Below are 12,284 nucleotides of genomic sequence, written 5' to 3' on the forward strand. Positions count from 1 at the left end.
ACACCCCCCACGTCCAACCACTCCAAAACACCCTCCACACCCTCCTCCACAACATCACCCCCCAACCCACCACCACCGCCTTCTACTCCACACTCACCAACTCCTTCATCGACACCACGGAACTGGACGGCGACTACTGGTACCGGAACCTCAGCAACCCCGTGCTCTTCGAACCGGCCGTCCGCGCCCTCCTCGAAACCGAGCACTCCGTCTTCATCGAAGTCAGCCCGCACCCCGTCCTCACCACCGCCCTCCAGGACACCGCCGACACCACCGACACCACCGCCCTCATCACCGGCACCCTCCGCCGCAACGAAGGCACCCTCCACCGCTTCCACCTCTCCCTCGCCCACCTCCACACCCACGGCACCCCCGTCGACTGGACACCCGCCCTGCCCGCCACAGCGGGGCGGGCCACCGATCTGCCGACCTATCCCTTCCAGCGGCGGCGCTACTGGCTGGAGGGGCCCGCCGCGCACAGCGACGCGGGCAGCCTCGGGGTGGACTCCGCCGACCATCCGTTCCTGGCCGCCTCGACCACGCTCGCCCAGGGCGACACGCTGCTCCTCACGGGCCGGATCTCGCTGCGCACCCACCCCTGGCTCGCCGACCACGCCGTGAGCGGCACTCCACTCCTCCCGGCCACCGCCCAGCTGGAGCTGGCGCTCCAGGCGGGGCGGCACGCCGGCGCCGACGCGGTGGACGAACTGACTCTGGAGGCACCGCTGTTCGTTCCGGAGCGGGGAGGGGTACGGATCCAGGTCACCGTCGAGCCACCGGACGAACAGGGGCGGCGGCAGCTCGCCGTGCACGCGCGGCCCGACGTGCCGGCGGACGATGTGCTGGGCGACGCGCCGGGGTGGACCCGTCACGCCACGGGCTTCCTCGCCGCGGCGGAGACCGCGCCCCTCACGTCCGGCGAGGACGACGGGGAGCTCTGGCCGCCGGCCGGTGCCACCGCGCTCGACACCGACGGGCTGTACACGGAACTCGCCGCACTCGGATACGAGTACGGCCCCGCCTTCCGGAATCTGACCGCCGCCTGGCGTTCGGGCGACACCGTGTACGGCGAGGTGTCACTCGCCCCCGAACTCCACGCGGAGGCAGCCCGGTTCGTGCTGCACCCGGCGCTCCTGGACTCGGCCCTGCACACCCTGGGGCTGGGTGATTTCCTCGGGGAGGGCATCCGGCTGCCGTTCTCCTGGTCGGGGGCCGCGCTGCACGCCACCGGCGCCACCGCTCTGCGGGTGACGGTCTCCCCCGGTGACGGGGGCCGGGACACGGTCCGGCTCGCGGTCGCCGACCCCGCGGGCGCGCCCGTGGTGAGCGTGGAGACGCTCACCCTGCGGCCGGTCGCCCCCGGTCAGTTGCCGGCCGCGCCGGGATCCTCCGCCGCCGACTCGCTGTACGCGCTGGAGTGGACGGAGCGGGCGGAGCCCTCCCCGGGAGCCACGGCCACGTTCGACGTGCTGGACGCCACGGCCCCGTTCGAGGGGGCGGCTCCGGTCGCGGCCGGTACCGCCGTGGAGCGGCTGCTCGACCGGCTGCGGGACCACCTGGCCGACGAGGACCGGCCGGAGACCCGTCTGGTCGTGCTCACCCGCCGGTCCGTGGCGGCACGGGCCGGTGACCCCGTCGAGTTGGCCGCCGCTCCGCTGTGGGGGCTGGTGCGGTCGGCCGCGACCGAGCATCCCGGCCGCATCACCCTGGTGGACTCCGACGGGGAGCAGGCGTCCCAGGACGTCCTGGCCGCCGCTGTCGCCACCGATGAGCCGCAGTTCGCCCTGCGTGGCGGCCGGATCCTGGTGCCCAGGCTGCGCAGGGCGGATGCCGGGTCCGGCGCCGTCGTCCCGCCCGAGGGCGTGGCCGGGTGGCGGCTGGAGACACCCGGCGGGTCGCCGGACGATCTGCGGGCCGTCGCCCACCCCGCCGCCGAGGCGCCCCTGTCCGAGGGGCAGGTGCGGGTCGAGGTCCGGGCGGCCGGGCTCAACTTCCGCGATGTGCTGACCGCGCTGGGCATGGTGCCGGCCGGCGCTCCGCTCGGGACCGAGGCGGCGGGAACGGTCGTCGAGACCGGGCCCGGGGTCGACGACCTCGACGTCGGCGACCGGGTGTTCGGCCTGGTGCCGGGTGCCGTGGGACCGCTGGCCGTCGCCGACCGGCGGCTGATCGCCCGGATCCCCCGGGGCTGGTCGTACGCGGAGGCCGCGGGCGTGCCCGCCGTGTTCACCACCGCCTACTACGGACTGGTCGAGCTGGCGGGGCTGCGCCGGGGCGAGCGGGTGCTCATCCACTCCGGCGCCGGTGGTGTCGGTATGGCGGCGCTCCAGGTGGCCCGTCACGTCGGGGCCGAGGTGTTCGCCACGGCGAGCCCGGCGAAGTGGGGCGCGCTGCGGGCGCTCGGGCTCGACGCGGAGCACATCGCGTCGTCCCGTACGACCGGGTTCGAGCAACAGGTTCTTGACGTGACCGGCCGTGCGGGCACCGCGCCCGCGCCGGGGGTCGATGTCGTCCTGAACTCGCTGACCGGGGAGTTCATCGACGCCTCGCTGCGGCTGCTGTCGCCCGGCGGGCGTTTCGTCGAGATGGGCATCGCGGATCTGCGGGACCCGGAGGAGATCGCGGGGGTGCGGCCGGGCGTCACGTACCAGCCGTTCGAGCTGCTGGACATGGACCCCAACCGCGTCGGTGCCGTGCTGACGCGGGTTCTGGCGCTCTTCGAGGAGGGCGCGCTGTCCCCGGTCCCGGTCACCACCTGGGACGTGAGCCGCGCCCCCGACGCGTTCCGGCACTTCGGGCAGGCCCGTCAGGTGGGCAAGGTGGTGCTGACGCTGCCGCCGCGCACCGCACCGGAGGGTACGGTCCTGATCACCGGCGGCACCGGCACCCTGGGGTCCGCCCTGGCCCGCCATCTGGTGACCGGGCACGGGGTGCGCCATCTGCTGCTGACGGGCCGCCGGGGCCCCGAAGCCCCGGGGGCGCAGGAGCTGCGGGCGGAGCTGACGGAGCTCGGCGCCACGGTACGGATCGCCGCCTGCGACACGGCCGACCGGGAGGCGCTCGCCGCGGTGCTGGCCGCCGTGCCGTCCGCGCATCCGCTGACCGGCGTGGTCCACGCGGCCGGGGTGCTGGACGACGGGGTGCTCGCCTCACTGACTCCGGAGAAGGTGCGCGCGGTGCTGCGGCCCAAGGCGGACGCGGCGTGGAACCTGCACGAGCTGACCCGGGATCTGGACCTGTCCCTGTTCGTGCTGTTCTCCTCCGCCTCGGGGCTGCTCGGGGGCGCGGGGCAGGGCAACTACGCGGCCGCCAACGTGTTCCTGGACGCCCTGGCCGCGCACCGACGGGCGCACGGGCTGCCGGCGGTGTCCCTGGCATGGGGCATGTGGGAGGCGGCCAGCGGTATGACGGGGCATCTGGCCGGGGCCGACCGGGCCCGGATCGCCAGGGGCGGACTCGTCCCGATGTCGGTGCCCGAGGGCATGGCGTTGTTCGATGCCGCCCTGGCCGACGGCCGGCCGCTGCTCGTACCGGCGCCTCTCGACGGCGCGGGACTTCGGGCGCTCGCCGAGTCCGGGCCCGGGACGGGCGGGGTGCCCGCCGTGCTGCGCTCGCTGGTCCGGACACCTGTCGTGCGCCGGGCGGCGGGCGACGTGCGCGCTCCCGCCTCTTCGGTGGCTGACCGGCTGGTGTCCCTGCGCGGCCCCGAGCGTACGCAGGCACTGCTCACCCTGGTACGTGAGCAGGTGGCGGCCGTGCTCGGGCATCTGACGGCCGACGACATCACCGCCGACCGGGCGTTCAAGGAGATCGGCTTCGACTCGCTGACGGCGGTCGAGCTGCGCAACCGGATCTCGGCGGCCACCGGGCTGCGGCTGCCCACGACCACGGTGTTCGACTTCCCGACGCCCACCGCGCTCGCCGGGCAGCTGTCCGTGCTGCTGGCACCGGACGAGCGGACGGACGCCGCCGAGCTGGAGCGGCTGCTGGAGTCCGTCACGGTGGACAGCGACGGGTTCCACGCGCTCAGGGAGCGGCTGCGGGCGGCGCTGTGGCGGTGGGACGAACAAGCGGCGGAGCCGGCCGCAGGGGACGCACAGACTCCGGACGGCGATCTGGAGACGGCGACGGACGAGGAGCTGTTCCGCGCGCTCGACGAGGAACTGGGCGCGTCATGACAGGCCATTTCAGCGTACGAGAGGGCGATGGCGATGAGTAACGAGGACAAGCTCCGCGACTACCTGAAACGGACCACGGCCGATCTCCGGCAGGCCCGGCGCAGGCTCAAGGAGCTGGAGGACAAGGAGCACGAGCCGATCGCGATCGTGGCGATGGGGTGCCGCTTCCCGGGCGGCGCCGACTCGCCGGAGGCGCTGTGGCGGCTGGTGGCCGAGGAGACGGACGCGGTGTCCGGCTTCCCCGGGGACCGGGGCTGGGACACGGAGCGGCTCTACGACCCCGATCCGGACCGCACCGGCACCGCGTACACCCGCGAGGGCGGCTTCCTGGAGGGTGCGGGAGAGTTCGACGCGCCGTTCTTCGGCATGGGGCCGAGGGAGGCCGTCGCGACGGACCCCCAGCACCGGCAGCTCCTGGAGGTGGCGTGGGAGACCCTGGAGCGTGCCGGAATCGCCCCGGATTCCCTGCGGGGCAGCCGTACGGGTGTCTTCGCCGGGGTGGTGTCGCAGGCGTACGTGCCGCCGCCCGAGCAGGTGCCCGAGGGGTTCGAGGGGCATCTGATGACGGGGAACGCGACGAGCGTCGCATCCGGCCGGATCGCCTACCACCTCGGTCTGGAGGGCCCGGCGGTCACGCTCGACACGGCGTGCTCGTCCTCGCTCGTGGCGATGCACCTGGCGGCGCAGTCGCTGCGGCGCGGTGAGAGCGATCTCGCGCTGGCGGGCGGCGTCACCGTGATGGCCACCCCGCTGCTGCTGATCGAGTTCAGCCGGCAGCGCGGGCTGGCCCCCGATGCCCGCTGCAAGGCCTTCGACGCGGCGGCCGACGGCACGGGGTTCTCCGAGGGCGTCGGTCTCGTGCTGCTGGAGCGGCTGTCCGACGCGCGCCGCAACGGCCGCCGGGTCCTGGCGGTGCTGCGCGGTTCGGCGGTCAACCAGGACGGGGCGAGCAACGGCCTCACCGCGCCTAACGGCCCGACGCAGGTCCGGGTCATCCAGCAGGCGCTGGCCTCCGCGCGCCTCGCCCCGCAGCAGGTGGACGCGGTGGAGGCACACGGCACCGGCACCCGGCTCGGTGACCCGATCGAGGCGCAGGCCCTGCTGGCCGTCTACGGTCAGGGACGCGCGGAGGGTGAGCCGCTGCTGCTGGGGTCGCTCAAGTCGAACATCGGCCACACCCAGGCGGCGGCCGGGGTGGCCGGGGTCATCAAGATGGTGCAGGCGATGCGCCACGGGGTGCTGCCGCGCACCCTGCACGTGACGGAGCCGACCCCGCACGTCGACTGGGCGTCCGGCTCGGTGGAGCTGCTCACCGAGGCCGTCGCGTGGCCCGACCGGGGCCGTCCGCGCCGCGCCGGGGTGTCGTCCTTCGGGATCAGCGGCACCAACGCGCACGTCATCCTGGAACAGGCCGACGCCGTGGACGGGCCGGGACACGAGGACTCCGTGATGCGGGACGGCGGCCCGGCGGACGGGCCCCGTCCGCTGCCGGAGCCTCCGGCCCCGTGGCCGCTGTCGGCCCGTACGGAGTCGGCGCTGCGGGCCCAGGCGGGCCGGCTGCACGCCCGTCTGGTCGCCGCGCCCGGTCTGCGGGCGCACGACGTGGGGCGGACCCTGGCCCTGGGGCGCACGGCGTTCCGTCATCGTGCGGTGGTCCTGCCGGGCGGCCGCGAGGAGCAGCTGGCGGCGCTGGCCGCTCTGGCTTCGGGCGGCAGGCCGGCCCGGGCGGTGTACGGCAGTGCGGCGGCGGCCCCGTCCACGGCTTACCTCTTCACCGGGCAGGGCAGCCAGCGGCCGCGCATGGGCGCCGAGTTGTACGAGCTGCGGCCGGCCTTCGCCACGGCGCTCGACGCGGTGTGCGAGGCGTTCGAGCCGGTCCTGGCGCGGCCGCTGAAGAGCCTGCTGTTCGCCGCGGAGGGCAGTCCGGAGGCGGCGCTGCTGGAACGCACCGAGTACGCCCAGCCGGCGCTGTTCGCCGTCGAGACCGCACTGTTCCGGCTGCTGGAGCAGTCGCTCCCGGCGCCGGGCCAGGTCGCCGGGCACTCGATCGGCGGGCTCGCCGCCGTGCACGCGGCGGGTGCGCTCTCCCTGGAGGACGCCTGCACCCTGGTCGCCGCGCGGGGCAGGCTGATGCAGGCCATGCCCGGCGGTGGCGCGATGGTGGCGTGCGAGGCCTCGGAGGAGGACGTGCTCGACGTCCTCGGCGGGTACGCGGGCCGGGTGGACGTGGCCGCGGTCAACGGTCCGCTCTCGACGGTCGTCTCGGGCGACGCGGATGCGGTGGCGGAGGTCGCCGACGCGTTCCGGAAGCGGGGCCGCAGGACACACCGCCTCCGCGTGAGTCACGCCTTCCACTCCCCGCACATGGACGGAGCGCTGGACGAGCTGCGTGCGGTGGTGGCGGGGCTGCGTTTCTCCGAGCCGCTGATCCCCGTCGTCTCCGACCTGACGGGGCGGCTCACCGGCCTCGACGAGTTGCGGCAACCGGACTACTGGGCGCGGCACTTGCGGTCGGCCGTGCGGTTCGGCGACGCGGTGGCCACCCTGGCCGGGGCCGGGGCGACCGCGTTCGTGGAGGTGGGTCCCGACGCGGTACTCACCCCGCTGGTGGCGGCCTCCCTGCCCGGGGCCGCACCGCTGGTCGTGCCCTCTCAGGTGCGCGACCGCCGGGGCGAGGAGACCTTCGCGGCGGCGCTCGCCGCCCTGCACGCGGCGGGCGGTGAGGTGCGGTGGGAGAACTGGTACGCGGAACAGGCGGCGCCTCCGGCCGAGTTGCCGACCTATCCGTTCGAGCACACCCACCACTGGTGGCCGGCGCCGGCGGGCGAGGCACGGCAGGAGCGGCGTGAACCGGAGCCCGCGGCGGCGGCTCCGGAGTCCCCGGGGGCCCTGAACGGCGAAGGCTCGCTGCTGGATCTCGTACGCGTCCATGCGGCGCAGGTGCTGGGTCACGATTCACCGGAGTCGATCGCGGCCGAGGACAACTTCCTGGACATCGGCTTCTCGTCGTTCACCGCGCTGGAGGTCCGCAACCGGCTCTGCGAGGCGACCGGGCTGCTGCTGCCGCCGGTGCTGCTCTTCGACCACCCGACGCCGTCGGCCGTCGCCGGTTTCATCCGGGACGAGCTGACCGCCGCTTAGGGCTGCGTACGACGACGAGAGCCGGGGCCCTGTGCGGAGGGCCCCGGCTCTCGTCGTCGTACGGCGGAGGTCACCAGGTGACCGGCAGCCGGAACACCCCCTGGACGGATCCGCCCGGCTTGACGCCCAGGGCATCGAGGGGCTCGGTCAGCCGCAACGTCGGGACGCGGGTGGCGAGTTCGTGGAGGGCGATCTCCAACTCGGCCCGGGCGAGGTTCTGCCCGATGCACTGGTGGACGCCGTAGCCGAAGGCGAGGTGGTGGCGGGTGCCGCGCCGGACATCGAGGGTGTCGGGGTCGGTGAAGACCTGCGGCGAGCGGTTGGCGGCCGCGTTCGGCAGATAGACGCCGTCGCCCTCCCTGACGACGACCCCACCGATCTCGATGTCGGCGGCCGCCACCCGCTGGAGCTCGTCGGCGACGGACAGGAAGCGCAGCAGTTCCTCGACCGCCCCGGACGCGACGCCCGGATCGTTGCGCAACTCGGCCAGCTGGTCGGGGTGTTCGAGCAGGGTGAGCACGCTCAGCCCGATCATGTTCGCGGTCGTTTCGTGCCCGGCGACCAGCAGGAACATCGCGATGGAGGCCAGCTCCAGCCGCTCCAGCTGACCGGTGGCCAGCCGCTCGACGATCAGTTCGTCGAGCAGTCCCTCCCCCGGCTTCGCCTCCTTGGCCGCGATGAGTTCGCCGAAGTAGCCGACCAGGGCCGCGCTGGCGTCGGACGCCTCCTGCGCGGTGCTGGTCGCCTGCACCATCCGGCTCGTCTGCTGCTCGAAGAAGTCGTGGTCGGAGTAGGGCACGCCGAGGAGCTCGCAGATGACGGTGGAGGGGACCGGCAGCGCGAATTCCGGGACGAGGTCCGCGGTGGTCCTCCCGCCGGCGAGGAGGGCGTCGATCTTCTCCCCGACGATGCGCCGGATGGCGGGCCGCAGCGAGTTGACGCGCTTCACCGTGAAGCTGGGGATCAGCATGCGGCGCTGGATGTCGTGCTCCGGCGGATCCATCCCCACCAGCGCGGTCAGTTTGGCGGCCGCCATGCGCGGGACGAGCACCGGAAAGTCGGGGCGGGTCCGGTCGGAGGAGAGCCGAGGGTCGACGAGCAGCTTTCGGGTCTCCTCGTAGCCCGTGACCACCCAGGCCACGCGGCCGTCGTACAGCCGCACGCGCGCGAGCGGCCCCTCCTGCCGCAGCTCCTGGTACCCGGCCGGAGGGTGGTAGGGGCAGCCCCGCGTCATGGGGAATTCCGGCAGCGCTACGTTCTCGGTCGTCACGGTGTCGATGCTCATGCGGCCCCCAGGCACTCGGTTCACAGCCGGGTTCCCGGTTGTGAACCGGCAGTGTCGGGAGGGCACATTAAGGAGTTCTAAAGCCGCCTGCCGGATGGTGCCGCGGCGCCGGCACCGTCGGTCCGCCGGGCGGCAAGCAGCAAGGCGATGTCGTCGGGACGGTCCGCCGCCTGCCTGGCGCGGCCGATCACGTGATCCGCCGTTTCGGCCAGGGGTGCCGGGCCGAAATCGGCGATCGTGCTGCGCAGCCGTTCGACGCCCACGTCGATGTCCGTTCCCGACTCCTCGACCATGCCGTCGGTGTACAGGGCGACCATCTCACCGGGGGCGAGGTGGATTTCGGTGACGGGGTAGGACGCTTCGGCGTCGATCCCGAGGACGATGCCGCCCGGCAGGTCCATGACCTCGGCCGCGCCGTCGGGCCGGCGCACCACGGGTTGCGGATGGCCCGCCCGCACCGCCTGCGTACTGCCGGTGGCCGGATCCATCAGGATGTAGCAGCAGCTGGCGAACTGGCCGGGGTCGAGGTCGATGAGCAGCCGGTTGGTACCGGTCATCACCTCCAGCGGATCGTGCCCGCTGAGCGCGAAGGCCCGCACCGCGCTGCGCAGCTGGCCCATGGTCGCGGCCGCCGCGACACCGTGGCCCTGGACGTCCCCGATGACCAGCGCCACCTTCCGGCCGGTCTCGATGACGTCGTACCAGTCACCGCCGACGTCCATCCCCTGGGTGCCGGCGAGGTACCGGCCCGCGGTGTCCACGCCGTTCACGACGGGCAGCCGGTGCGGGAGCAGGACGTTCTGCAGTCCGCGGGCCAGGGCCGCCTCGGTGTCGTACCGCCGGGCTCGTTGGAGCGCCTGCGCGATGAGTCCGGCCAGCGCGGTCAGGACCGTGCGCTCCTCCGGGCTGAAGCCGCGCGGCTGGTCGAAGCCGAGGATGCACGAGCCGACGTGCCGTCCTGAGGCGATCAGGGGCAGGAAGGCACGCGCGCCGACGTCGGCGTCCATGGGGATGCCGGGGTACGCGGCGGCCAGCCGCTGCATGGATTCGAAGAAGATGGGCCGTCCGGTGGTCAGGGTCTCGACGCCGGGGATACGGGCGTCCAGGGCGACGCCGTCGAACCGGTCCAGGAAGCCATGGGGGAAGCCGGTCTCCCACTCCAGGAACAGGTGGTGTTCCTTGAGCAGGTAGATCGCGAGCTGCCGGCCGCCGAAGGCGGGGAGCAGCTCCTCGGTGACGACGGCGGACACCTGGCGGGCGGTGACGGCCTCGGTGAGCGCGATGGCCAGGGCGACCGGCCGGTAGAGCGCGGCGGAGCGGTCGGCCGGCGAGCCGAGACCCAGCCCGGGCGAGACGACGGATCCCGGTGTGTAGTCAGGCTGCTCGGTCGGGGAGAGCACGACCGTCAGGCCGTCGTGTCCCGGGTACATGGAGACGGAGAGCCAGGGCGGGGGGACGGCGCGGCGGGCGAGGAAGTGGACCGGTGCGTCGGAGAGCATCGCGGCGCGGTAGTGGTCCTCGTAGGCGGGGTTCGCGAACCACGGCAGGGCCTCCCAGAGGACCCGTCCGACCAGCTCCGACCGGGGACGGCCGAGGATCTCCTCGGCCAGGTGGTTGATGTAGGTGATGCGTGCGAAGCGGTCGAGGGAGAAGATGCCGCGTGGCAGCCGGTCGGCCGCCTCCGCGACGACCGGGCCGATCCCGAGGTCCACCAGGAACCCCGTCAGATGGGTCGTGGTGCCGGGGTCCGCGGCGTTCTCACGGCGGCCGGACACCTCCAGCAGATGCGAGCGTCCGTCGGGGCCGCGCAGCCGCATCCTGCGGACGACCGGCCCGCCCGAGCCCACCGCCTGGCGGCCCAGCGCCCACAGCCCGTAGACGTCCTCCGGGGCCAGCCGTGCCGCCAGTGCGTCGATGGTGCCCGGGAACTCATCCGGTCCGGTGCCCAGAATGGCGCACAGTTCGTCGTCCGCACCGACGGCGCCGCTTTCGAGGTCCCAGTCGAAGCGGCCGATCCGTACCGGTGGCGAACTGCCTGCCGGAAGCTGAACGGGAAGCGGCTCCTCGTCCCACTCCGCCTTCGTCCCCGCGGACTCCAGCCCGGCCAGTGCGGAGCCGAGTCCTTCGGCCACGCTCCGCAGCCTGCGCCGGTCGGCGGTTCCCACCGGCTTCCCGGGAGTCGCCGCACGCATGACCGCCAGGACCCCGACCGGTTCTCCGCCGCTGAAGACCGGTATGTAGAGGGAGCCGAAGGGGAACGGCAGGCCTGCCATCAGCTGCGGGAAGCGGCGCATCGCTTCCTCCGCGTCGGCAAGGTGCACGGGGCGGCCCGACCGGAAGGCCTCGGCGACCGGGAACGGGCGGTTCACATGCATCCGCCACCAGGGACGGAACAGCGGCCCCGGCAGCCCGGCGAGCACGGCCAGCCGCAGGAGCCCCGGGGTGGGGGAGCGCAGGAAGATGCCACCCGCCTGTCCGCCGGCGGACTCGATCGCGTTCACGACAGCCTGCGCGAGCACCAGGGACAGTTCGTCCGGCGCCCGGCCGTTGTCCAGTCTCCCGGACAGACTGCCGCTCGCACTGAGCGGTGCACGCCGGGCAGCGCCGTACCAGGTCACACAGCCAGCATGCTCCTCAGCAGCCGTACCGCGCACTTCAGGGAACCCGGCAGGACTGACCGAAATGCACTCTTCACCCTTGTGTGAAAGCCTGAAGACGACCCATCCTCCGACATCCGCGAGGAGGCACGATCATGGGCAAGAAGCAGAGCCGGCACAACCGCGGCGCCCGCAGCGGGGGTCATGAGCACTCCACGGCCACCGAACCCAAGGCGCAGACCGGCACGACGCCCGAACCCGACGCCGTGAAGGCGATCTCCGAAGAGGTCTCCCACAAGCGCGAACGGAAGTTCGGCCACAACTGATCTTCGGTCGGCCCGGCGCGAAGAACGACGGCGACGACTCCGGCGCGAACCGAGCAACGACCGCGGCGGCCCGGCGCGAACCACAGACCGACGACGGCGGAGCGGCAGCGACCTGAACCTGGCAGCTGCCGCTTCGCCGCATACCGCGCCCGCGCCTCGGGCCGTTGACCGCGCGGGCCCGCGATCACCGCCGATCCGCCGTCGCGGCACCCGGGACCATGTGCCGTCCGGCACCCGTCGCTTCCGCGCCACCCTCTGCCCTGCCGCGCCCCGTGGCGACCCGCCACCCCGTCGCCGTCTTCGCCACGCGACGGGCCTTCGCAAGACAGACCCCAGGCCCCCGCCTGTACGGGCGGGGGCCTGATGGAGGGTGCGGGGGTTCTACCGTTCGCCGTCGGGCGGACGGCGTTCGCCGACCTGGTCATTGAGCTTCTGCTGGGCGGAATCGACCTGACCGCCGTACTTGTTGCCTGTCTTCTTGTCGACGAGGTCGCCACCCTTCTCGACTCCCTGGCGGGCCTGGTCGGGGTGCCCCTTGATCAGGTCCTTGATCTTGTCGAGCATGCTCATGACTTTCCTCCTCATGGAACGCTGACCCTCCCAGCATCCATGCGTCACCCCGACGCCGCACGCCGGGACACGGCGGCCCGCCGCGGGCGGCAGACGGCCGACGTCCGGGAAATTACCCATAGGTATGTAGTGACTTCTCATGCGAGCGCCAGTAGAACTCGTTCCCATTCGATCGAGAGTGAGGAAC

The 12,284-nt window shown here is 73.2% G+C and carries 6 protein-coding genes; 3 read left to right on the forward strand and 3 right to left on the reverse strand.

The features are described from left to right. Positions 1 to 4,178: SDR family NAD(P)-dependent oxidoreductase (locus ACGFZA_RS40815; protein ID WP_393686035.1), on the forward strand; the 4,178-nt coding region annotated here is incomplete at its 5' end. A 33-nt stretch (positions 4,179 to 4,211) separates the two neighbouring features. Beyond that, complete coding sequence (locus ACGFZA_RS40820) at positions 4,212 to 7,319, forward strand: type I polyketide synthase (RefSeq protein WP_393686084.1); 3,108 nt, start codon at positions 4,212 to 4,214, stop codon at positions 7,317 to 7,319. 70 nt (positions 7,320 to 7,389) lie between these two features. On the opposite strand, the gene ACGFZA_RS40825 is transcribed toward ACGFZA_RS40820, so the two are convergent. Together ACGFZA_RS40825 and ACGFZA_RS40830 are read right to left on the reverse strand one after the other, a co-directional pair. After that, the gene (locus ACGFZA_RS40825; protein ID WP_385287028.1) at positions 7,390 to 8,604 is read right to left on the reverse strand and encodes a cytochrome P450; all 1,215 of its coding nucleotides are present in this window, start codon (positions 8,602 to 8,604) and stop codon (positions 7,390 to 7,392) included. A 77-nt stretch (positions 8,605 to 8,681) separates the two neighbouring features. Then, positions 8,682 to 11,222: a SpoIIE family protein phosphatase gene (locus tag ACGFZA_RS40830; RefSeq protein WP_393686038.1), complete on the reverse strand. Its 2,541-nt coding sequence runs from the start codon at positions 11,220 to 11,222 to the stop codon at positions 8,682 to 8,684. A gap of 134 nt (positions 11,223 to 11,356) precedes the next feature. On the opposite strand from ACGFZA_RS40830, the gene ACGFZA_RS40835 reads away from it, so the two are divergent. Beyond that, positions 11,357 to 11,527, forward strand: coding sequence for a hypothetical protein (locus ACGFZA_RS40835; protein WP_393686040.1), 171 nt, complete (start codon positions 11,357 to 11,359; stop codon positions 11,525 to 11,527). A 381-nt stretch (positions 11,528 to 11,908) separates the two neighbouring features. Here the strand turns inward: ACGFZA_RS40835 and ACGFZA_RS40840 are convergent, their stop codons facing one another. Next, positions 11,909 to 12,097, reverse strand: coding sequence for an antitoxin (locus ACGFZA_RS40840; protein WP_393686042.1), 189 nt, complete (start codon positions 12,095 to 12,097; stop codon positions 11,909 to 11,911). Positions 12,098 to 12,284: the final 187 nt, after the last annotated feature.

The organism is Streptomyces sp. NPDC048211, assembly GCF_043202315.1.
Classification (GTDB): Bacteria; Actinomycetota; Actinomycetes; order Streptomycetales; family Streptomycetaceae; genus Streptomyces.